This is a genomic window from Salinivibrio sp. PR932, assembly GCF_001996125.1.
GTDB classification, from domain to species: Bacteria; Pseudomonadota; Gammaproteobacteria; order Enterobacterales; family Vibrionaceae; genus Salinivibrio; species Salinivibrio proteolyticus.
On record NZ_MUFM01000017.1, the window covers coordinates 43,084 to 64,846 of the forward strand.

Sequence of the window (21,763 nt, forward strand, 5' to 3'; positions counted from 1 at the left end):
CCGTTTCAAGCGGCACAAGCACCCTTACGCTTTATTCGGTTGTTGTTATCGTCAGGCAGGGCCCCCTGCCTGACTTCGCAGTTGGAGATGTAGTTATGTCTAGTGCTCACCCCGACGGCTATGCCATCACCCCCACATTTGCTAAACATTACCAAACCATGCGGGCACATTTTTTTAACCGCGACCCAAACCGCTGGCCCATTTATCGTACCCCGGGTTTAGCCCAGTGGCTCGAGCAAGGCATGCTCCCCGCACCAACGTCACCCGATATACATTTGCTTGAGCAACAACATGTGCCGAGCCACAGTGACCTGAGTCATCATATTTTTCCGCCGCTCGCTTTACACGCAGCGACACACTCCAAAGATTGGACCGCACCGCAAGCGGTCGAAAATGTGATTACCGCGCCCTGTGACCCTGCCATTCATGGCGCACTACTGGCTACTTTGGCCAATCCAAACTTGGTATATAGCGAATACGCGGGGTTGTCGGTAGAGCTTGAGCAAACTATCGTCCGCCAAGTCGCCAACTTGATTGGTTATGATGACCAACGCGCCACGGGGCTTTTTACCCAAGGTGGCACCTTTGGCAACCTTTACGGTTACTTGCTTGGGCTGAGAAAACAGTTTCCGCTGTCCGGGCAGCGTGGCCTACAAGGGCAAGACTTTCGGATGATTAACTCATTGGCCGGTCACTACTCCAACATGACGAACCTCGGCCTGTTAGGGACAGATATTCCCAATCAAGTGCTTCGCGTCAAAGTCGATGCGCGTAACCGGATGGATTTGGATGATTTTGCCTACACCTTAAACGGCTGTTTGGCGCAAGGGCTAGCAGTTCCCACCATCTTACTCACCTTTGGGACCACAGACACTTTTGCAATTGATGACATTGAACGCGTGTATCAGATCCGAGAACGTGCTTGCCAGCAATATAACGTCGTCAGCAAGCCTCATATCCATGTGGATGCGGCCGTCGGTTGGCCACTGATCATGTTCAATGATTACGACTTTAACGACAACCCGCTCGGCATTAACACCGTGACCGCGCAAAAGCTCGCTGCCTTGCTCCCGCGGATCCGTGGTCTGCGTTATGCCGACTCCATCACGATCGATTTCCAAAAATGGGGGTTTGTCCCTTACACCTCCAGTTTGGTGATGTTCAAAAATAGCGAAGATATGGAATGCCTCAAACAAGACCCTCACTATTTCTCTTATTTTGAAGCAAGCAAAACCACCCATACCCATTTGCAATCTACCATTGAGTGTTCTCGCGGTGCAGCGGGAGCTTATGGTGCATACTGTGCGCTTAATATGCTGGGCAAGCGAGGCTATCAGACTATGATTGCGCATGGCTTACAAAATGCGGAGTATCTGAAGGGACGATTGAGCGATTTACCTTATTGCAAGGTGGTCGCGAGAGAGAATTTGGGGCCCACAGTGGCCTTTCGCCTGTATCAACCCGCTGATAACCTCGATGTGGATACCCTGTTCGAGCGCGAGCAAAAACTCCATCAGTTAGGCGCGCGTATCGACAGTATTACCCAGCACAGCTTATTTCACCGCGAGCACTTTTTGGCTCGGCAAGGTCGAAAGCTTCATACCAATTGGGTTGAATCCATTGCCCACACGGAGTTCGACACCGATGGCCAGTGCTTGTTTATTCCCGGCGAAAAAGCCGTGTTCCTTAATCCGTATACCGAGCAGCGCCATATCAGTGAATTTGTCGATGCCCTAATGGCAACGGAGACTGAACAGCCCGCCTAAACGCGGGCTTACCAACGCCAAAAGTGCGGCATAAACAGAGCCAAGACGGTGAAATATTCTAACCGCCCCAAAATCATTGCGGCATTGAGAATCCAAATACCGGTATCAGTCACCGGCTGGAAGTTGCTGCCAACCTCTCCAAAACCTGGGCCCAATACATTGATACACGCGACGACCGCAGTAAATGCAGACCAAAAGTCGAGGCCTGTCATCATCATCAACAAGGTGAAAACGCCAGTGGTCAGCGCAGCCAGAGACATAAAGGCCATGACCGCTTGCGTCACGTCGTTGGACACGACTTTGTCTTGATAACGGATCGGCAGCATCGCTGAGGGATGAATCAATTGGTGCAACTGGCGACGAATAATTTTAAACGTGATGATATCGCGAATAATTTTGTTCCCGCCGGCGGTAGAGCCAGAGCAGCCGCCCAAATAAGCACAGAATACCAAGAACAATCCCGTCGCCGCAGGCCAAGAGCTTAAGTCAGCAGCACCAAACCCCGTGCTGGTAATAAAAGACACCACATGAAACGCGGCAAAGCTTAGCGCAACCCATACCGATTCATAGCGTGATTCACCGTATAAATACAATCCCAACATCAGGGATAAGCAGGCAACGACAATGAGGAAGACTCGTGATTCTTCATCGTCGAAATACAAACGCACACCCCGCCAACCGATGCGAAAAATACGAAAGTGCAAACCGAAGTTAATCGCGCCAAGCAGCATAAAGACATTGGAAATCATCAACATCAAATGGCTTTGAAAGTGCCACATACTGGCATCATGGGTCGAGAAGCCACCGGTTGAAACGGTTGAGAAACTATGGGCAATGGCATCGTAAGCACTCATCCCCGCCAAATAATACGCAAGGGCACACGCTAACGTGATCACCACATACACGCCCCATAAATAGTGGGCCGTTTTGGAGATCCGCGGGGACAATTTCTCGTCTTTGATGGGTCCTGGGGTTTCTGCTTTTAACAGCCGCATCCCGCCCACGTTCAACATGGGTAGCACCGCGACTACAAAGATAACGACGCCAAGTCCGCCCATCCATTGTAAAAACTGGCGATACAACAGGAAAGAGGCGGGCATGTCATCTAGCCCACTGAGTACGGTGGCACCAGCAGTGCTGAGTGCACTGATCGACTCAAAGGTGGCATCCGAAAAGTTCACCCCAGTCACCAGTTTAATCGGGATCCCACCCAATATACCGACCAAAATCCACGTAAAGGTCGAGAACAATAAGGCATCACGGAAGGTGACTTGGCTTAACTTACTTTTGCGAAATAGCCAAGAGATAACCAAAGAGGCCATCATCATCAGTAAAGAGGGATAAAAAAACTGTGTCGACACATGATCGCGAAATAGGAATAGCGACAGAAGTCCAAACACAAATTGGACAATACCCATCCATAAAATAGGCATGCCCAATAGACGCAGTGTGTTTTGAAAGTTAATCATGACATGGGAAACTCATCATTAACGCGCCAGTGGCCTGCAAGCCCTTCGAACCACTCGCGTTATCACGCCATTAAAGGCGACAACGGTAAAAGTGCACATTAAACCGCGCACCGTTAAAAGTATATAGCTGGCACATCGGGAATGTCCCACAATGCCACAGGCATATCAGCGTCGTTAATACCCTGCCAACAAGGCATTACGTCGCAGACATGGATCAAAAAAGCCGGGCATTGCTACCCGGCTTTCTATTATTTACTGCGCTTGGCGACGCTCACCGCGGAATGAGCCGCGATCATTGCCACGGTCACGGTTGAAGCGACGTTCGCCACGACCACGGTTGTCACGGTCTTGACGACCACGGCCACCGCCATTGCGATCGCTTGGGCGACGGTCACGGATCACATTGCCTTCAACGCGTTGTGCGTTGGTTTCTTTCTGGCGAATACGTAGCTTCTGAAGCTGCGCAAAGACTTCTTTTGGCATGGTCTTAGGCAACTGTACGTAAGTGTGTCCCGGTGCCAGTTTGATCGCACCAATGTTGTTTTTATCTAGACCCAGCTCGTTAGCAATCGCGCCCACGATGTCTTTAACTTGTACGCCTTGCTCACGACCCACGCTTAACTGATAGGTATCCCAGTCTGCAGGGTTGGTTTCACGGCGATCACGACCATTTTGGCGATCATCACGACGACGCTCACGACGTTGGTTTTCACGTTCCATCGCCGCAATCATTGGATCAGGGCCTTTGTAGAACAATGGACGCTTGCCTTGCTGACGCTGAAGTAGCATCGCCGCTAAGGTAGTCGCATCAACTTCGATGTCGTTTTGTAGCTGTTCAATCAAGCTGACGAAAGGTGCGATTGAGTCAGCATCTTTTTTCTCAGCCAGTTCGCTAGCCAAACGGGCTACGCGAGATTCCGCTACTTTATCGCGGTTCGGCAACTGGATTTCGTCCATGCGCGTCTGAGTGACACGCTCAATGGTACGCAGCATACGCATCTGGTTGGTGCGTACCAACAAGATCGCTTTACCTGCACGTCCAGCACGACCGGTACGACCAATGCGGTGAATGTAAGATTCAACATCAAACGGAATGTCATAGTTAAAGACATGGGTGATACGTGGCACATCAAGACCACGCGCAACAACGTCAGTTGCCACCAAAATATCAATCACGCCACGTTTGATGTGGTCAACCGTACGCTCACGTTGAGACTGTGGAATATCACCGTGCAGCGCAGCGGCTTTAAAGCCACGTGCAGACAACCAGTCCGCAAGACGCTCGGTATCTTGACGAGTACGAACGAACACAATCGATGCGTCTGTGTCTTGCGTTTCCAAAAGACGGCTCATCGCTTCGTCCTTTTCTACGCCTTTCACGACCCAGAATTGTTGCTCAACTTTCTCAACCGTACGGTTGCTTCCCGCAACGTCGATGCGAGCAGGCTTACGCAAGAAACGATCAACGATTTGTTTAACGATTGGAGGCATGGTGGCAGAGAACAACACGCGTTGTGCCGACTCAGGTGCTTGCTCCATGATCCAAGTGACGTCGTCTACGAAGCCCATTTTGAGCATTTCGTCAGCTTCGTCGAGAATAAAGGTATGTACTTCATCCAGCTTCAAACGATCGCGGTTAATCAAATCTTTCACACGACCTGGGGTACCCACGATAATGTGCGCGCCGCTTTTCAGCGCTTTCATTTGATCAACGATCGACGCACCACCGTAGATCTCAAGAATTTTGAGGCCTTTGATGTTTTGCGCCAAGGTTTTCATCTCAGCGGCAACCTGAATGGCCAACTCGCGAGTCGGCGCCATCACGATGGCTTGAGGTTTATGCTGGCTTAAATCAACTTTGTTCAACAGCGGCAAAGAAAACGCCGCGGTTTTGCCCGTACCCGTCTGCGCTTTACCTAGCGCATCACGGCCTTCTAGCAGCACAGGAATAGACGCAGCTTGAATCGGTGTTGGCGATTCAAAGCCCATGGCGTCAAGTGCAGATAAAAGGGTGTCGGCCAGATCTAACTGGCGAAATTTGGTTACAGATTCTTGCATTGGGATCCCAATCTATGAGTGTAGCGAAACGGGGCCCCTTCAGCGTTCTGCTCAACCAGCTACACTGCTCTTTCACAGTGTAAGTCACCAGCGCCACGGGCCTCGGTAATTAAGGGTGTGCATTCTGCGCTATTCAGGCGAAAAAAGCCAGAAAAAGTTGAACAACTTCACAAATTTTGCCGCTTTCGCGCACTCATGTGGCACATTGTTTATCTCGCATACAATCCCTGTATGGTTACGCATCAACCGATTACTGGCGATTCACTTGGATCCACGACATACCACACCATCGATAGCAATTTCCGGTCACGGGTTGGTTTTGGGTGAGCGAATACGTATAGTGTGGCGATTCGAAAACCGAGACCGATGTTATGTTTCAAGACAATCCCCTGCTAGCGCAACTTAAGCAACAGATCCAAGAAACCCTGCCCAAGAAAGAGGGAACGGTGAAAGCCACTGAAAAAGGCTTTGGCTTTTTAGAGGTGGACGATAAAACCAGCCTCTTTATTCCACCACCGTATATGAAGAAAGTGATGCACGGTGATCGTGTTGAAGCCTTCGTTCGCACAGAAAAAGAGCGTGAGGTCGCAGAGCCGGATGCCTTGATTGAGCAAAGCATTGACCGCTTTATTGGTCGCGTCCAGTGGATTCGTAACCGTCTCAATATTGTGCCGGATCATCCGCAAATCAAAGATGCGATTCGTGCCAAAACCCAGCGCGGCTTATCGCAAGACGAGCTCAAAGATGGAGACTGGGTTGTCGCATCCCTGATCCGTCACCCACTCAAAGGCGACGACAACTTCTTCTGCCAAGTCAGTGAAAAAATCACCGATGCCAATGACAAGATTGCACCTTGGTGGGTCACGCTAGCAAAACATAACTTACCAAACCAAGAGCCTGCGCCTAAAGAGGCATGGGAGATGTTAGAGCAAGGTTTAGAGCGCCGCGATCTGACCGCGCTTCCCTTCGTGACCATTGATAGCGAATCGACCAAAGATATGGACGATGCGTTATATGTAAAAGCCAACGAGCAAGGCGACTTTACCATGACAGTTGCGATTGCCGATCCGACTGCGTATATCGATGCGGATGACGACCTTGATCAAGTGGCCCGCAGCCGCGGCTTCACCATTTACTTGCCTGGTCGCAACATCCCAATGTTGCCTCGCGATCTGAGTGACGACTTGTGTTCACTACGTGCCCACGAAAAACGCCCGGCGCTTTGCTGTACCTTCAATATCGCTGCCGATGGCACCATTGCCGATGACGCCGAGTTCTTCTCTGCATGGATCCAATCACACGGCCAGCTAGCCTACGACAAGGTGTCGGATTACATCGAGCAAGGCGAACAGGCGGCATGGCAGCCAGAGAGCAGCGACATCGCGGATCAAATCCATCAGTTGCACCAGTTTGCACTTGCCCGCATTGAATGGCGTGAAACGCATGCGGTGACCTTCCCCGATCGCCCTGACTATCGCTTTGAGCTCAGCGAAGATAACGATGTGATCGCGATTCATACTGACGCGCGCCGCATCGCTAACCGTATCGTTGAAGAGGCGATGATCAGCGCTAACATTTGTGCAGGTCGCAAACTGCGTGAATCCTTCGGTTTCGGTATTTTTAATACTCACGCAGGCTTTAACAGTGACAAGCTGAACGATGTGGTCGAGTTGGTCAAAGCCCATGACGGAGAAGCCGAGAGCGAGAGCTTGGCAACCGTTGAAGGCTTTAGCGCATTGCGCCGTTGGTTAAACAGCCTCGACAGCACCTATCTCGACAACCGCCTGCGTCGTTTCCAAGCGTACAGTGAAATTGGTCATGAGCCTGCTCCTCACTACGCGATGGGCCTTGATGTCTACGCTACATGGACATCGCCTATCCGCAAGTACGGCGATATGATTAACCACCGCTTACTCAAAGCGATCATTCGCGGCGAAACCGAAGCCAATGCCCCTGCGGATACGGTCGGTGAAGAACTGGCTGGTCATCGCAAACACCACCGCATGGCCGAGCGCGATGTCGCTGATTGGCTGTACGTCCGTTTGTTAAAGCCAGAAGTGGAAGCACAAACCCGTTACACAGCGGAAATCTTTGATATTAACCGCGCGGGTATGCGTGTTCGCCTACTCGAAAATGGCGCACCGGCGTTTATTCCATCGTCGCTGATCATCGATAACAAAACCCGCATTGCCTGTGATAAAGAAACAGGCACAGTGACCATTGATGGCAACGTTGAGTTTAAGCTAGGCGACAGCCTGGAAGTGGTGATTGCGGATATCAAAGAGTCAACTCGCTCCATTGTGGTAAAACCAACCCAAGTGTTTACCCTGCCTGAGCAAGCGAAAGACGCGTAATTTCGTCCTCTTTCTTGTGGCTCTCTACGGCGAGTCAACTCCCCTTCAAAGCCAAGCCTTGTCGCTTGGCTTTTTTATTGGGCGTATTGCGCTTGAAATGATAAGTTAATCATTAGTTTTGCGCTATCTAACGGAAACGCGCCAAGGTCATCGAGCCACCATCCCATCGATAACAAGCCTTGATGGCGCATCGGAGGAAAAAGCACAAGGCTGGTCACAGTCTGTTTGTTTAAGGTTCTGATTTTGGCACTCTTTCACCATGCGCAAACTATGATAACTAAAACACAATCATTGATTTTTCACACTCGCCACGCAGTATATAAGGTGTCATGGGGCTGTTACATTCACCGTTAGCACGTTTGGGCGTGCCGCTACTTATCTTCCTTGTTTTTGCTGCAGGTTATCACCCGTTGCTGGCCTCGCTTTCGCCATACCTAAACTTACTCTATGCCGCGCCCTTCTATTTATTATTTACTGCCCTGCTATTAAGTCACTTGTTCAAGAGTGCGCGTGTTGGCATGACTGTGGTGATATTACTTATTAGCTACACCGTCATTTTAACCCGGCTGCAATCGCCACTGACTGACGGCACAACCTATTTGGAATATGTACTTCTGGTTGTATTGTTGCCGATTAATTTGCTCTATATTCGCATCACCCGCGATAGAAAGCTGACCTCGCTGTTTGGCTTGTTATTCTTTGCCGCGATGGCACTCGAGATTGGCTGGGGCGCGCTGTTAGTGATGCAATATGGTGAATTGGCGACCTGGCTGTATCAGCATCCAGTGTTTGTGCGCATTCCCGCCTTTAGCCCACTCCCCCTACTTTTGATCGTGATGCTACTGATTGCACTGTGTATGGCCGCGATACGTGTTTTACATAAAAACAGTGTCGACGATCATGCCACCTTTATCGCGCTCACCTGTACATCGGTCACGGTGATCTTTTTTGATATGGCCTATGTGTCATCGTTTAGTTTTGCCATTGCCGGCTTACTCCTCATTGCCAACCAAGTCGCGTTTAGTCATCAATTAGCCTTTTTAGACGGTTTAACCGCCATTCCAAGTCGTCGGGCACTGCAAGATGAATTAAAGCACCTCGGTCGCCGTTACACTATCGCCATGCTCGATGTGGATCACTTTAAGCGCTTCAATGATACCTATGGCCATGAAACCGGTGACGATGTATTAAAACTGGTGGGGAGTTTGCTATCACAATGCGAAGGTGGCGCAACCGCTTTCCGCTATGGCGGGGAAGAATTTACCCTTTTATTCAAGGGGAAAACCACCGATCAATGCCTGCCTTTTCTTGATGCATTGCGAGAGGATATCGCCCAGTACCCGTTGGTACTTCGTGAAGAAAACCGTCCTACCAACCCGAATGAAGGCAAGCAAAAACGAGGGCAGAAAGAAGACACCGCAACCGTTCATGTGACTGTGAGTATCGGTTTCGCCGATGCCTCGCAAGCCAGCCAACCGGATGAAGTGTTGCAACTGGCCGATCAAGCACTGTATAAAGCTAAACAAGCGGGAAGAAACTGTATTCGAGGAAGCGAATGATAAAGCTAGGGTTAGTGTCTACCTTCATCCTGTTACTAAGCGCATGTAGCAGCTCACCATCCGACCCGGACTCAAGCACAACGCCCGTCTCCTCGGCTCCCTCACACTCCGCAAGCAGCCAAGCATTGCACTACGCACTGACGCAGCACTATCAGCAATGGCAAGGCACGCCTTATCGTTGGGGAGGTACCTCACGCCAAGGCATCGATTGCTCGGCCTATACCCAGCGCGTTTATCGTGATGCGCTATCCACGCCCTTACCGCGCACAACTCATGGCCAAGCAAAGGGCGGCTATCCGGTTGATTATAAGGATGCCCAATTGGGTGATTTGGTTTTCTTCCACATTCGCCCCGGCTTGCGCCATGTTGGTATCTATCTCGGCAACCAGCAATTTATGCATGCATCTACGTCACAAGGAGTGACAGTGTCACGCCTTGATAATCCATATTGGCAAGCACGCTTCTGGCAATTCCGTCGTTATTTCTGAGGCGAGGCTTTTGACTAAGTGGCAAGATGGCCTTTTAACCTCTCTTATATCCCGAATTCGTTTTGAATCGACATATATGTTCACAAACCGATCTTTTCTGTAGAAAGCTATTCAATTTCTCAATCCATGCGATCCATTTAACGAAATGTGCAGGCTAAAGTGTGCCTTATGTCTCATTTCTATTTATTTTGATCATGGTTTAATATTTGGAAATCAAATAACACCAAAAATAATAATTTTGTTCAGAGAAGAGTACCTAGAAAAAAAAGAAACCAGTTAAATTCTCTGTATGGAAGTCCATTAACGGTTGGAAATAAGAATATCAGATTAGGTATTTTTATAAGCTTAGTTGTCTTTATTATTCTCGCGATTTCGTTGTTTATTATTGAATTACCTAGAGTGATCAACGCTGACGGTGAACTTACCTATAGCAATGGCATCATCACTATTACCAGCAATGCAACTGGCAGTATTAGTGGCTTTAATTTTGACAATGGTAATCTGGTGGATAAAGGGCAGTCGTTACTGTTTATAACCAGTGATGAGTACGACCAATATGGCAACTCGAAATACACCAAGCTGTTGTCATTACTCAATGACACAAAAGAAAAAATACAAATGGATAAAGTGGTACTGAAAGAGAAATACGCTCTGTCTAACGACAATATTCGCCAAGAATTAACCTTAATTGAAAAAAGCCGTCATAAAACCGCGCGAACAGATGGTGAAAGCCGCTCAGCTAGCCTATATTGATAATGAAATCAAAAAATTACCACTCGGATATGACACTCTGATCAGCGACATGGGCGCCTTACTCAGCGGGGGCCAGAGGCAACGCTTACTGCTCGCGCGTGCTCTGTATCTTCAGCCAAAAATTCTGCTGTTAGATGAAGCGACCAGCCATCTTGACACACTTAGCGAACAAAAGATCAATGCCAATATCGCTGAGCTGAACATCATTAAAATCATGGTCGCCCATCGACAAGAAACCATTGCTTCTGCGGATAAGGTTTATCCATTATGATCCTACGTTATTTGTACCACGTTATCCTCGTGCTATTTGCTCTTATGAGTACAGTCACTGACGCGAAAACGCAACTTTCTTACCCGACTCAAGATGACTGGATGCACCACACGCAAGTGATTAGTCAATACTGGATGCAGCCCGATGCCTATGGCACACCACGAGGACGATTCCCAACCTTTCGCTGTGACAACGGCCGCCTGCCCTCACCAGAGGCTCTGTGTCAGGAATTGGTGGATGTGAGAGCTAAAGACAAGTTAGGCCGGCGTTACACTCGAATGCAGTCTCGTCAGATCTACACCTATCTGGCTTTGTTCCATATTACTGGGGAGCCCGACGCCCTCTCTATCGCTTCGGCGGGTGTTCAAGAACTGTTAAAGATGAGACTACCACAAGGAGGGTTTGCGCTTTACGTAGACATTAATAATAAGGTCAGCGAAGAACCTGCCTCCGCGCAAGATGCGGCTTATGCTCTATTAGGCCTAGCCATGTATGATTACCTCACTCGCGATGCGGCCGTGCACCACATCCTACTTCAAGAAATCGATACCCTGTTTAAGCGCTACTACGATCCAGAGAACAAGGCTTTGAACTGGTGGCCACGCTCGACGTCTAGCACTCCACAACGCGAGCTAGTCGCACAACTCGATCAACTCACGGCCTATTTGAACCTAGTCAGCTCGGTTAGTACGCCACAAGAGAACATCCAGTTAAGCCAGTACCGCCAATGGGTGGTTGATGCGCTCATCGATCAGTATGTAGATCTCAAGCAATGTCGCGTCTTCAGCGCATTACATGACAATGGCACGATGTTATCCGAACATGAGCATAATGACTTTGGCCATGCTGTCAAAACTTGGTGGAACCTGCTCCTCAATCGTGACTTACTGACTCACGAGGATCAACAAAAGGTACAAAACTGCCTAGCACAAACTCTTAACCAAGCGACTCGTGAGCTGCCCGTCACCGAGCTGATGTCATACCTCCCCAACACCAAGCGCGACAAATGGGCTAACGCAGGTACCCAAATCACTTGGAAAGGCTATCACGATGAAAACTACATCAACTCTTGGCAATGGGTCGAGCTGGATCAGGGGCTCATCATCGCCAAATTAGTCGGGGAAGATTCATTGCAGGCAAGCTTGGCCAGTACCACTTGGCAGTTTCTTGATGCGTGGGTGGATAAGGTCCACGGTGGCGTAGGCCTAAACCCACACACTAATAAGCAGTTCGACTGGCTAAATGGCTATCATCACACCGAACATGCACTGTTTGGGCTACTCGCCACTCAACGTATCTACGCTCACCCAGTCACACTGTATTTCGCCTTTACTTCTGAGCAATCGGACGCGTTTTTTCCCTACCTGCTCGGCGGTCGGGTAGTCAACATCACCCCACTCCCCCTGCCCAACCGTCGCGGTAGTAAAGTAGTATTTGATCGTATCCACGTCCCAAAAAAATTAGCCCATGATTAAATATGAGAAAAAAGACAATCGCTCCCAAGAGAGCGCATACTTGGTCGGTTCGGATAATTGGTTTACTGTCCGAGCCGCGCAGGAGATTGCCAAGTCGCCCCGCCGCATTATTGTTCTCGTGGTCTTGGCCGTGCTCTGTTTATTCGCGCCAGCGATCGGCGCTATCAGCCAGTTCATTCAGGCATGGCTGAATTAACTTGAGCATCTCAGCTTGGTATTTTCTCCACGCAAATTGGCAAGCACGCTTCTGGCAATTCCGTCGTTATTTCTGAGGCGGGGCTTTTACCGAGTCAGCCAGTCCGCAACAGGGTTGATAGCGCGGACATGTGACGACATGATCATTGACCATGCCAAGCGCTTGCATCAGCGAATAGCAAATCGTCTCGCCCACAAACTTAAAGCCACGCTTTTTCAAAAAGCGACTCATGGCACGGGATTCGTCGGTCGCGGTGGCGACATCGGCATCCGATTGGTGGTGGTTTACGATCGGTACACCGCCAGTAAACTGCCACAGCGCCTTCGCCAAGGATCCATACTCTTCCACCAGCGTCACCGCCGCTTGCGCATTGGTAAACACAGACGCCACTTTCAAGCGATTACGGACAATCTCGTGGTTGGCCATGATCTCAGCAATATTCGGCTCAGCCACGTTTGCCAGTTGATAGAAATCGAAATCAGAAAAAGCGGCGCGATACGCGGAACGCTTTTCTAAAATCAGCCGCCAACTTAATCCTGCTTGCGCGCCCTCTAAACAAATGAACTCAAAGATCGCTTGATCATCAAATGTCGGCACGCCCCACTCGGTATCGTGATAATGCTGCTCCGACTCACTCTGTTGTGCCCATTGGCAAGGTTCCATGACAATTTCCCTCAAAGTTGGTTGCATGATGGTAATGCATTTGTTCCGATTGTCCGCGATTTTGTTGTTCATGCCACGAAATCAGCGAGTTAACTCGGTATAAATCTGTCGATTTCGTTAACATGTCGCTATCTTTGATCGCTACAAGTCCATGAAACGTAACATACTCGTTGTTGTCAGAGTGCATTCACTCTCAGTGGTAACCATAAAGGAAAACACGTGACAAAAAAGCATATTCTTATCACAGGGGCAGGACAACGGATCGGCTACGCGCTTGCTTGTCACTTTCTTGCGCAAGGGCATCAAGTCACTGTGTCATATCGGACACCGCGTCCTCAAGTGAGTGAGCTTATCGAGCGAGGCGCTCATTGTATTCAGGCGGACTTTTCTAACGATGCCGGCATCCATGCATTTATCCAAGCCATTGACGCGCACAATCCGGTGTTTGATTGTTTAATCCACAATGCCTCATCGTGGGACAGTGAAAAACAAAGCCAAGATTTCGCGGCTTTGTTTGACAGCATGATGCAAATCCACGCCAAAACGCCTTATCTGATCAATATGGCGGCAACTCGATGGATGAATAGCGGCGACATTATTCACCTGACCGATTACGTGGCCCACAAAGGCAGCGCAAAACACCTTGCCTATGCCGCGAGTAAAGCCGCGCTTGAGAACCTCACCCTATCGTTTGCCCAACAACTCGCCCCCGACATCAAGGTAAACAGTATTTCCCCCGCGCTTATCATGTTCAACGACGGCGATGACGATGCCTACCGTGAGAAAGCGCGCAAAAAATCGATTTTGGGCACAGTGCCCGGCGAGCAGGAAGTGATCAACGCCTGCGACTTTATTCTTGCCAGTCAGCATATGACGGGCCAATCCCTTAAACTCGATGGCGGACGCCATTTAGCGTAATTGCCTAACTGGAAAGCACAATGATGAATGACGCTGTGATCAAAATTACCAACCTACGTTTGCGTACATATATCGGCTTTAACCCCGAAGAGCAGGAAAAGAAGCAAGATGTGGTGATTAACGTAGAAATTCACTATCCCGGCCACAAAGCCAGCCAAGAGGATAATGTTGATGACGCACTGAACTATAAAGTGATCACCAAAGCGATTATCGACTATGTTGAGAATGGCCGCTTTTTGTTGTTGGAAAAACTGGTCGCCGGCGTGCTCGACATTGCACGCGATCACCACTGGGTGCGTTACGCCCAAGTGACTATTGATAAGCCGCATGCGTTAAGGTTTGCCGACTCCGTCTCACTGAGCCTCAGTTGGACAGAGCGCGATTCGTAACCGTGTAAAGAGTTCGTTAGAATAATTCGAACATCTTGTTCAAGGTAACTTGGTTCTGAATCCCATTTTACCTTATATACTGTGTTGGAATTGTTATTAGGACAGGGACTATGACAGCGAAAACGAGTTACGATCCTGTAATGCGGGTGCTGCACTGGCTTTCTACTCTGGTCATTATCGGCTTGTTTGCCGTGGGCCTGTGGATGGTCGACCTTAGCTATTACAGCAGTTGGTATCAAACCGCCCCACATTGGCATAAATCCATTGGGATCTTGCTCGCTGGCGCCACCATACTGCGCTTAGGATGGAAAATCACCCATACAATGCCTAAGGTTGAGGGCAAAGCGTGGGAACGCAAAGCAGCGACCGCAGCACACCACACGATTTACTTGCTCCTCGCAGTACTGTTTGTGTCTGGGTATTTAATTTCTACCTCAGATGGCCGAGGTATCGACGTGTTTACTTGGTTTACCGTGCCAAGTGCAGGGGAGCTTTTCCCTAATCAGTCGGATATCGCAGGTGACGTACACTATTATGTTGCCATTACCCTGATTGCCTTAGCCGCTGTTCACGCACTGGCTGCGTTAAAGCACCATTTTATCGACAAAGACAATACGTTACGGAAGATGATCGGAGGAAACCCGAAATGAAAAAACTCATGTTAGCCATGGGAATTAGCGCCGCGACACTCTTATCTGGGCCTGCATTGGCAGACACTTATATGATTGACACCAAGGGCGCACATGCCTCTGTCAACTTCAAAGTGCCTCATCTAGGTTACAGCTTTACCAAAGGTCGCTTTAACAAATTCGATGGTCAGTTTGAATTTGATCCCAACAACATTGGTGCGTCTAGCGTAACAGTGACCGTCGATACCACCAGCTTGGACTCTAACCATGCCGAGCGCGACAAGCACATTCGTAGTGCAGATTTTCTCAACGCGAGCAAGTTTGGCCAAGCCACTTTTAAGAGCACTAAGGTCACAGATAACGGCGATGGTTCGATGACCATTGCAGGCGACCTCACCTTACACGGGCAAACCAAGCCGATTGAGATTGACGCTGAATTGGTTGGCCACGGCGATGACCCATGGGGTAACTACCGCGCAGGCTTTATGGGCAACACTCGCCTCGAGCTCGCTGATTTCGGCATTGCCACTATGGGCCCAGCCACATATGTCGATATGGAGCTGCACGTAGAGGGCATCCGCCAATAAGAGAGCAATCTTTCTCTCCCTCAAATCCATACGCCCCGGTACCTGCTGGGGCGTTTATTATCGATCTCTAAAACATTCACTATACTGATGAAAAACGACGCCTTAGTCTGGCGATGATATCCATTGATCGATAAGGATACCTATCTATGAGGCTCATCTCTTTTAAGCGTTTTTTCCTCGTATTTACTTTCTGTGTTTTCACCCTCCCGGTATACGGGAAGATGAAAATTATTACCGCAGTCAACGACGCTTGGCCTCCTTACGTCACTCGAGATACAGCTAGACCTGGCTTTTCTGTTGAAGTAGTGACCGCTGCCCTTTCTACCCAAGGCTATGATACCAAATTCTTACTCTTCCCTTGGGCGCGCGGCTTGTACGAAGTGAGAAATGGGCGGATCGATCTCCTCACCACCACATGGTACACAGACGCACGCAGTGAATTCCTACTATTTAGTCAGCCCTATTTCGCCACCAATATCGATATCATGATGCGAAAGGATACCTTTTTTGACTTCAAAGGCCCCAAAAGCCTTATTGGCAAACGTATCGCCAGCGTACGCGACTACGGCTATGATTCATGGTTTTTAGATGCAGATTATTTTCAACGAGTAGAAACCACCTCGCTAAGTTCGAGCTTACAAATGCTCGCTGCCGGTCGGGTTGATATGGCGGTGGGCAATCGCTTTGTCATGCAACACGAGCTCGAACCTTTAAACCTAAATACCGATGATTTTCACTTTTCTCCCACTCCGATGATCAAACAACATATCCATGTCACCGCCGGCAAGGCCAACCCTAAGGCGCAAGAATATATTCAAGCCTTTAACCGCGGGTTAGAAATAATCAAACGGAATGGCACCTTTGACGATTTGAAGCAAAAATATGGGCTGCTCTTACCAGATGATACCACTGCAGAGTGAAACCCTATCGTCATAGTTGCTCGTTAGGATGCCTATCAATGTCTCATTACATCAGTTTGGCTATGACTTCTCCGATTAACATTGCATTCTTCGACTTAGACGAAACACTGATTGCCACCGACACCAAACAAGCGTGGCTGGAATACCTTTGTCAGTGCGACCTTGCCCCGCAAAACGTGGTCGACCAAGAAAAGCGGGCGTATCTGGATTTTAAAAAAGGCCGCATCAACCTTGAGCAATATATGCAAGTGCAGTTGAGCCCAATCAAAGGAAAATCCACTCAAACCGTGGCTGCATGGGCGACCGACTTTATCGATCGGCGCGTCGCCCCTGTGGTGGTGCCACAAGCGTTAGAGCGCATCGAGTGGCATCGCAACCGTGGCGATCATTGTGTGTTGGTATCAAATACCGCCGCACACTTGGCAAGGCCGATTGGCGAACTACTCAAACTCGATACCGTGATTGCGATTGAGCTTGAAACATTGAATGGCGTGTATACAGGCAGCATATCCCATTGCGTGCGTGATTTTCGTGGCAAGCATGACTACATGCAGGCATGGCTATCTGATCGTCATGACACGGTCGGCCACACATACGGTTACAGTGATTCGCACTGGGATGTCCCCTTGCTTGAGCAAGTCGACAGCGCCTTTGCGGTTAACCCTGACCCGCACTTAAGCCTACACGCCCAAGAAAAAGATTGGACCATTATGGAATGGGCTCGCTACGACACCATTCGTGATTAGTAAAAGATCACAGGAAGCGTGACGGCAGGGCACCTCATGTGCCCTTTTTAATAACACCAACTTGAGAATGATTATCATAACCGTTATCTTTAACGTATGATCGGCTGGCGACCTCACGCCGTAGTCACACGCATAATGAACGAGATTAACGCTTATGAGAAAACACCTGCTAATTATTGCGGCACTCTTGCTCTCTCCACTGGCGCACGCCGACCAATTGAAACACGCGGACAAGTTAAAAGTGGTGACCAGCTTTACCATTCTCGCTGACATGGCTGCCAACGTAGCGGGCGAGCATGCCGAGGTGGTGTCTCTTACGAAACCCGGCGCGGAGATCCACAACTACCAACCCACCCCGGGGGATATTCTGCGTGCGCAAGGTGCGGATGTGGTGATGTGGAACGGATTAGGCTTAGAGCGCTGGTTCGAACGTTTTTTCCAGCACATTGATAAGGTGCCGAATGTGATCTTATCTGACGGGGTGGAGCCGATTGTGATTGCCTCGGGCCCGTATCGCGGCAAACCCAATCCGCACGCGTGGATGTCGCCCTCGGATGCAATGCGATACGTTGATAACATCGAGCAAGCCCTGATTAAGTACGATCCTGCCAATCAAACGCACTACCAAGCCAATGCCAAAGCCTACAAGGCACAAATTCAAGCCGTGTTCGCGCGTGCGCAAGACGCGCTATCCGCTGTCCCCGAATCCCAGCGTTGGCTAGTAAGCAGCGAAGGCGCTTTCTCTTATCTGGCGCGTGATTTAAACCTCAACGAAGCCTATTTATGGCCGATAAACGCTGAGCGTCAGGGCACACCGCAACAAGTTCGCGCGCTGATTGATACCGTACGAGAACACCAAGTGCGTGCTGTCTTCTCCGAAAGTACCGTGTCTGATGCGCCCGCCAAACAGGTCGCCGCGGAAACCGACGCGCACTATGGCGGCATTTTATATGTCGATTCGCTCAGCAGCGCTGACGGACCCGTGCCTGACTATCTATCCTTACTGACAGTTACCACAGAAACCGTGTTAGCGGGGTTGCGCCATGACGCACTATGATTTAACCGACGACACGCCCAGTGTGTTAGATGTCAACGAAGTACGTGTCGTCTATCGAAACGGCTTGTGTGCCCTTGAGCACGCCAGTTTCTCGCTGCCAGCGCAAACCATCACTGCCTTGGTGGGTGCCAATGGCAGCGGCAAATCCACCTTGTTTAAAGCGATCATGGGGTTTGTGAATCCCGGCAGTGGCAGCATTGCGGTCAACGGTACCCCCATTAAGCAAGCGCAAAAAGCAGGCTTGGTCGCTTATGTCCCTCAATCCGAAGAGATCGACTGGTCGTTCCCGGTGTTAGTGGAAGATGTGGTAATGATGGGCCGCTACGGCAAGATGTCATTTATGCGTCGCCCCAAAGCGGCGGATCATCAAGCGGTGGATGAGGCCTTGGCCCGGGTAGATATGAGTGCATTTCGCCAGCGCCAAATTGGCGAACTGTCTGGCGGACAGAAAAAACGTGTTTTTCTCGCCCGCGCCTTGGCTCAGCACAGCCCGCTGATTTTACTGGATGAGCCCTTTACTGGCGTAGATGTCACCAGTGAAGAGTCAATTATGCGTTTGCTGCTCGAGCTCAAAGACGAAGGCAAAACCATTTTAATTGCCACCCATAACCTTGGCACCGTGCCCGACTTTTGCGATCGCACCGTGTTGGTCAATCGCGCGGTGGTGGCAGGCGGGCGCACTGAGCATGTGTTTACCACCGAGAACCTCAGTGCCATCTTTGGCGGCAAACTGCGCCAGTATGTGATGCCCAGCGATCAGCTCCACCAAGACGCCGATCCGCGCGAGCTATCGGTGATTTCCGACGACGAGCGGCCCTTGGTGGTGTATAGCAAGCGCGAACAAAGCGCACAGGAGCGGCGCGAATGAGCTTACTCGATCCCCTCGCCTATCAATACATGCAAAAAGCATTGCTGGTCACCACCTTGATTGGCGGCGTGTGCGGCTTGCTCTCGGCCTTTTTGATGCTCAAAGGCTGGTCGCTGATGGGCGATGCCCTCTCCCATGCGATTGTACCGGGCGTTGCCGGCGCTTATATGCTAGGCCTGCCCTTTTCGCTCGGTGCCTTTGTTGCCGGCGGCATGGCCGCGAGTGTGATGCTGTTTTTGCACCAACGCAGCCACATCAAACAAGATGCGATCATCGGTTTGATTTTTTCGAGCTTTTTCGCCTTCGGGCTCTTTTTAGTCTCCATTTCGCCCGTCGCGGTCGATATTCAACAAATTATGCTGGGCAATTTGCTCGCCATTGCCCCACTCGATGCAGTGCAAATGCTAGTCATTGCCTTGGTGAGCCTCACCGTACTGGCGGTGAAATGGCGTGATTTTATGCTGACCTTTTTTGATGAAAGCCATGCCCGCTGCATTGGCTTGCCAGTCGTAGGGCTCAAAGTGCTGTTTTTTGCGCTGCTCAGCGCTTGCACCATGGCGGCACTTAAAAGTGTCGGTGCCTTTTTGGTGATTTGCTTGGTGATAGCCCCCGGTGCCACCGCCTATTTATTGAGTGATCGCTTTGGGCCCGTGTTGGTGCTGAGCGGTGTCATCGGCACACTCACCTCACTGTTTGGGGTGTATATCAGCTATTTCGCCAACCTTAACGCCGGCGCACTGATTGTGCTGGCCCAAGTGGGACTCTTCTTAGCCGCCTTTGTGTTTGGCCCCAAACACGGTTTACTCGCGCGGCGCGCCAAACGTCAGGAGGCACTGCAATGAATCCGTATCAACTGACTTTTATGCAAGATGCACTGCTGATGGCCGTCTTAGTGGCGCTGCCTTGTGCGCTGCTTTCATGCTATTTGGTGTTAAAAGGCTGGTCATTAATTGGCGACGCCGTGGCACACGCGGTGCTGCCGGGATTGGTACTAGCAAACTTATTTGGCCTGCCGCTGATTGTCGGCGCTTTTGCCGCCGGCTCCGCATGCGCCACCAGTGTGCATTGGCTCAAACAAAATAGCCGTGTGAAAGAAGACACCTTGCTGGGGATTGTGTTTTCTGGCTTTTTCGCACTGGGGCTGATTTTGCAAGGCCAGTTCCCGTCTGATTTGCACCTTGATCATATTCTATTTGGCAACCTGTTGGGGATTAACCACCAACAGCTGCTCACCGCCGCCATCACCGGCTTAGTCGTGCTTGCGCTTGTACTCCTTAAAGGGCGAGATTTAATGCTGCTTTCGTTCGACCCCGCACAAGCTAGCGTACTCGGGCTCCCCGTACAAAAGCTTCACTGGCTCTTACTCTCGGTGATGATTGCCACCATTGTTGCGGGGTTACATGCCGTGGGGATTATCTTAGTGGTGGCGATGTTGATTGCACCGGGCGTCACCGCCTTTATGCTCAGCAAGCAATTTAGCCGCATGCTATGGATTGCCTGTGCAATTGCTTTAGTCACCGCCGTGGGCGGCGTGACCTTATCGTTTTACCTCGACAGTGCACCCGGCCCAACCATTGTACTGCTACTCACCGGCTGTTTTGTAGTGACCTTCGCGTGGCAGCAATATCAAATCCACCGCAACCAACAGCGCCCACAGCCGACGCAGCAAGCAACAAAAGCAACGCGCTCTACCACCACGCATTCGGCGCAATCGCACTGATCGGCACCGACGGGCACAGCAGCGTTTCAACCTCAGCAGTGCGCGAGACAGAGCTCGCGCACATTGCTCGTCGCATAGGTTTTATCGCCCATGGCCGTCACCTTGCCTTCACGCACGCCAAATACCATAATTAGGTATATATTGGTATCAACGAGTTCTAACCATGGCAAAGAATACAAGTATTACCCTAGGTGAACACTTCGATGGCTTTATCGCTAGCCAAATCGAAACAGGGCGTTACAGCTCGACAAGTGAAGTCGTTCGCGCCGCACTGCGTTTACTCGAAAACCAAGAGACTAAACTGCATACACTACGTCAACTTCTCGTAGAGGGCGAACAGAGTGGCGATGCGGAGTATGACATCGATAGCTTTATCCACGAAATCGATGCCGAAGACACGCAATGAAGCCATTTATGCTGACTATCGCCGCCAAAACGGACATACTAAAGTCGTTCTAATCGCGCACTTCGCCCCACCAACCCGATTCGCCCCTTGTGTTCTAGCCAATTTCTTGTACCCACCTCACAAAACATGGCTTACCTAACACTTTGGACAATAGCGTACGAAAACCAAAACAGCCCTTGATAGACTAATCCCAAATCTACCCACTCAATGGCGTGTTAGGTGCCGACAACTAACTGGCAATAGCGTGGCAAAACACAGGCTGGTTAACCTGTTTATCGGCTAGATAAACGCAAAAGCGTGCGCGTTTATCCATGACAGATGCACACTATCCCAGAATGGATGATTAAAGGTATCGATGAGTCATGCGTTTACAGCTTAACGCGTGGGGATAGTGTGAATGTTGGAACAGAGATAGGCGGCGTGCGCAATATCACGGAAAAGCGTCATGTATGAAATCTATAAAATATATAT

22 protein-coding genes are annotated in these 21,763 nt (G+C 50.0%); 19 read left to right on the top strand and 3 right to left on the bottom strand.

All coding sequences use genetic code 11. The features are described from left to right. The first annotated feature begins 95 nt into the window (after window positions 1-95). A complete protein-coding gene (locus BZG84_RS09910) occupies window positions 96-1,766 on the top strand; it encodes a pyridoxal phosphate-dependent decarboxylase family protein (RefSeq protein ID WP_077480867.1) in 1,671 nt (556 codons plus the stop codon). An 8-nt stretch (window positions 1,767-1,774) separates the two neighbouring features. Here the strand turns inward: BZG84_RS09910 and BZG84_RS09915 are convergent, their stop codons facing one another. Beyond that, entirely contained in the window at window positions 1,775-3,235 is a 1,461-nt protein-coding gene (locus BZG84_RS09915; RefSeq protein ID WP_077480869.1) for a TrkH family potassium uptake protein, read from the bottom strand. Between the two features lie 252 nt (window positions 3,236-3,487). Further along, window positions 3,488-5,293 (bottom strand): DEAD/DEAH box helicase, encoded by a 1,806-nt coding sequence (locus tag BZG84_RS09920; protein ID WP_077480871.1) that lies wholly within the window; start codon window positions 5,291-5,293, stop codon window positions 3,488-3,490. A gap of 371 nt (window positions 5,294-5,664) precedes the next feature. Between BZG84_RS09920 and BZG84_RS09925 the strand changes: the two genes are divergently transcribed. From BZG84_RS09925 to BZG84_RS09955, 7 genes are all read left to right on the top strand, one after another. After that, window positions 5,665-7,647: an exoribonuclease II gene (locus tag BZG84_RS09925; RefSeq protein WP_077678164.1), complete on the top strand. Its 1,983-nt coding sequence runs from the start codon at window positions 5,665-5,667 to the stop codon at window positions 7,645-7,647. A gap of 329 nt (window positions 7,648-7,976) precedes the next feature. Beyond that, the gene (locus BZG84_RS09930; RefSeq protein ID WP_077678165.1) at window positions 7,977-9,206 is read left to right on the top strand and encodes a GGDEF domain-containing protein; all 1,230 of its coding nucleotides are present in this window, start codon (window positions 7,977-7,979) and stop codon (window positions 9,204-9,206) included. After that, entirely contained in the window at window positions 9,203-9,694 is a 492-nt protein-coding gene (locus tag BZG84_RS09935; protein ID WP_077482143.1) for a C40 family peptidase, read from the top strand. Before BZG84_RS09930 ends, BZG84_RS09935 begins: the two co-directional genes overlap by 4 nt. Window positions 9,695-10,093: 399 nt before the next feature. After that, the gene (locus tag BZG84_RS09940; RefSeq protein WP_077481852.1) at window positions 10,094-10,447 is read left to right on the top strand and encodes a hypothetical protein; all 354 of its coding nucleotides are present in this window, start codon (window positions 10,094-10,096) and stop codon (window positions 10,445-10,447) included. Further along, window positions 10,416-10,718, top strand: coding sequence for an ATP-binding cassette domain-containing protein (locus BZG84_RS09945; protein ID WP_077678166.1), 303 nt, complete (start codon window positions 10,416-10,418; stop codon window positions 10,716-10,718). Before BZG84_RS09940 ends, BZG84_RS09945 begins: the two co-directional genes overlap by 32 nt. 44 nt (window positions 10,719-10,762) lie before the next feature. Beyond that, a complete protein-coding gene (locus BZG84_RS09950; RefSeq protein WP_131825105.1) occupies window positions 10,763-12,193 on the top strand; it encodes a hypothetical protein in 1,431 nt (476 codons plus the stop codon). Then, window positions 12,186-12,389 (top strand): hypothetical protein, encoded by a 204-nt coding sequence (locus BZG84_RS09955; protein WP_077640001.1) that lies wholly within the window; start codon window positions 12,186-12,188, stop codon window positions 12,387-12,389. Before BZG84_RS09950 ends, BZG84_RS09955 begins: the two co-directional genes overlap by 8 nt. A gap of 66 nt (window positions 12,390-12,455) precedes the next feature. On the opposite strand, the gene BZG84_RS09960 is transcribed toward BZG84_RS09955, so the two are convergent. Continuing rightward, a complete protein-coding gene (locus BZG84_RS09960) occupies window positions 12,456-13,052 on the bottom strand; it encodes a DNA-3-methyladenine glycosylase I (RefSeq protein WP_077481843.1) in 597 nt (198 codons plus the stop codon). A gap of 219 nt (window positions 13,053-13,271) precedes the next feature. On the opposite strand from BZG84_RS09960, the gene folM reads away from it, so the two are divergent. The 11 genes from folM (at window position 13,272) to BZG84_RS10015 (ending at window position 21,292) form a co-directional block, all read left to right on the top strand. Continuing rightward, window positions 13,272-13,970, top strand: coding sequence for a dihydromonapterin reductase (gene folM / locus BZG84_RS09965; protein WP_077481841.1), 699 nt, complete (start codon window positions 13,272-13,274; stop codon window positions 13,968-13,970). Between the two features lie 20 nt (window positions 13,971-13,990). Further along, window positions 13,991-14,359: a dihydroneopterin triphosphate 2'-epimerase gene (folX, locus tag BZG84_RS09970; RefSeq protein ID WP_198536724.1), complete on the top strand. Its 369-nt coding sequence runs from the start codon at window positions 13,991-13,993 to the stop codon at window positions 14,357-14,359. A gap of 110 nt (window positions 14,360-14,469) precedes the next feature. Beyond that, window positions 14,470-15,009, top strand: a complete 540-nt coding sequence (locus BZG84_RS09975; protein ID WP_069588733.1) for a cytochrome b — start codon at window positions 14,470-14,472, stop codon at window positions 15,007-15,009. Beyond that, on the top strand, window positions 15,006-15,575 hold the full coding sequence (locus BZG84_RS09980; protein ID WP_077481839.1) for a YceI family protein: 570 nt from the start codon (window positions 15,006-15,008) through the stop codon (window positions 15,573-15,575). The genes BZG84_RS09975 and BZG84_RS09980 overlap by 4 nt, the downstream gene beginning before the upstream one ends. Window positions 15,576-15,796: 221 nt before the next feature. Continuing rightward, window positions 15,797-16,495, top strand: coding sequence for a substrate-binding periplasmic protein (locus BZG84_RS09985; protein ID WP_158011481.1), 699 nt, complete (start codon window positions 15,797-15,799; stop codon window positions 16,493-16,495). Window positions 16,496-16,533: 38 nt separating this feature from the next. Further along, a complete protein-coding gene (locus BZG84_RS09990; protein WP_077662495.1) occupies window positions 16,534-17,241 on the top strand; it encodes an HAD family hydrolase in 708 nt (235 codons plus the stop codon). A gap of 154 nt (window positions 17,242-17,395) precedes the next feature. Next, window positions 17,396-18,298, top strand: a complete 903-nt coding sequence (locus tag BZG84_RS09995; protein ID WP_077480458.1) for a metal ABC transporter substrate-binding protein — start codon at window positions 17,396-17,398, stop codon at window positions 18,296-18,298. Further along, window positions 18,285-19,166 carry an ATP-binding cassette domain-containing protein gene (locus BZG84_RS10000; RefSeq protein WP_077480459.1) on the top strand — a complete coding sequence of 294 codons (882 nt, stop codon included), beginning with the start codon at window positions 18,285-18,287 and terminating at the stop codon, window positions 19,164-19,166. The genes BZG84_RS09995 and BZG84_RS10000 overlap by 14 nt, the downstream gene beginning before the upstream one ends. Next, a complete protein-coding gene (locus tag BZG84_RS10005) occupies window positions 19,163-20,008 on the top strand; it encodes a metal ABC transporter permease (RefSeq protein ID WP_077480460.1) in 846 nt (281 codons plus the stop codon). The genes BZG84_RS10000 and BZG84_RS10005 overlap by 4 nt, the downstream gene beginning before the upstream one ends. Further along, a complete protein-coding gene (locus tag BZG84_RS10010) occupies window positions 20,005-20,886 on the top strand; it encodes a metal ABC transporter permease (protein ID WP_077480461.1) in 882 nt (293 codons plus the stop codon). The genes BZG84_RS10005 and BZG84_RS10010 overlap by 4 nt, the downstream gene beginning before the upstream one ends. Before the next feature lie 163 nt (window positions 20,887-21,049). Further along, on the top strand, window positions 21,050-21,292 hold the full coding sequence (locus BZG84_RS10015; RefSeq protein WP_046075937.1) for a type II toxin-antitoxin system ParD family antitoxin: 243 nt from the start codon (window positions 21,050-21,052) through the stop codon (window positions 21,290-21,292). The last annotated feature ends 471 nt before the right edge of the window (window positions 21,293-21,763 follow it).

Coding starts and splice junctions, on each gene's coding strand:
- BZG84_RS09910 (WP_077480867.1), top strand. CDS start 96: ATGTCTAGTGCTCACCCCGACGGCTATGCCATCACCCCCACATTTGCT.
- BZG84_RS09915 (WP_077480869.1), bottom strand. CDS start 3,235: ATGATTAACTTTCAAAACACACTGCGTCTATTGGGCATGCCTATTTTA.
- BZG84_RS09920 (WP_077480871.1), bottom strand. CDS start 5,293: ATGCAAGAATCTGTAACCAAATTTCGCCAGTTAGATCTGGCCGACACC.
- BZG84_RS09925 (WP_077678164.1), top strand. CDS start 5,665: ATGTTTCAAGACAATCCCCTGCTAGCGCAACTTAAGCAACAGATCCAA.
- BZG84_RS09930 (WP_077678165.1), top strand. CDS start 7,977: ATGGGGCTGTTACATTCACCGTTAGCACGTTTGGGCGTGCCGCTACTT.
- BZG84_RS09935 (WP_077482143.1), top strand. CDS start 9,203: ATGATAAAGCTAGGGTTAGTGTCTACCTTCATCCTGTTACTAAGCGCA.
- BZG84_RS09945 (WP_077678166.1), top strand. CDS start 10,416: ATGGTGAAAGCCGCTCAGCTAGCCTATATTGATAATGAAATCAAAAAA.
- BZG84_RS09950 (WP_131825105.1), top strand. CDS start 10,763: ATGAGTACAGTCACTGACGCGAAAACGCAACTTTCTTACCCGACTCAA.
- BZG84_RS09955 (WP_077640001.1), top strand. CDS start 12,186: ATGATTAAATATGAGAAAAAAGACAATCGCTCCCAAGAGAGCGCATAC.
- BZG84_RS09960 (WP_077481843.1), bottom strand. CDS start 13,052: ATGGAACCTTGCCAATGGGCACAACAGAGTGAGTCGGAGCAGCATTAT.
- folX (WP_198536724.1), top strand. CDS start 13,991: ATGATGAATGACGCTGTGATCAAAATTACCAACCTACGTTTGCGTACA.
- BZG84_RS09975 (WP_069588733.1), top strand. CDS start 14,470: ATGACAGCGAAAACGAGTTACGATCCTGTAATGCGGGTGCTGCACTGG.
- BZG84_RS09980 (WP_077481839.1), top strand. CDS start 15,006: ATGAAAAAACTCATGTTAGCCATGGGAATTAGCGCCGCGACACTCTTA.
- BZG84_RS09985 (WP_158011481.1), top strand. CDS start 15,797: ATGAAAATTATTACCGCAGTCAACGACGCTTGGCCTCCTTACGTCACT.
- BZG84_RS09990 (WP_077662495.1), top strand. CDS start 16,534: ATGTCTCATTACATCAGTTTGGCTATGACTTCTCCGATTAACATTGCA.
- BZG84_RS09995 (WP_077480458.1), top strand. CDS start 17,396: ATGAGAAAACACCTGCTAATTATTGCGGCACTCTTGCTCTCTCCACTG.
- BZG84_RS10000 (WP_077480459.1), top strand. CDS start 18,285: ATGACGCACTATGATTTAACCGACGACACGCCCAGTGTGTTAGATGTC.
- BZG84_RS10005 (WP_077480460.1), top strand. CDS start 19,163: ATGAGCTTACTCGATCCCCTCGCCTATCAATACATGCAAAAAGCATTG.
- BZG84_RS10010 (WP_077480461.1), top strand. CDS start 20,005: ATGAATCCGTATCAACTGACTTTTATGCAAGATGCACTGCTGATGGCC.
- BZG84_RS10015 (WP_046075937.1), top strand. CDS start 21,050: ATGGCAAAGAATACAAGTATTACCCTAGGTGAACACTTCGATGGCTTT.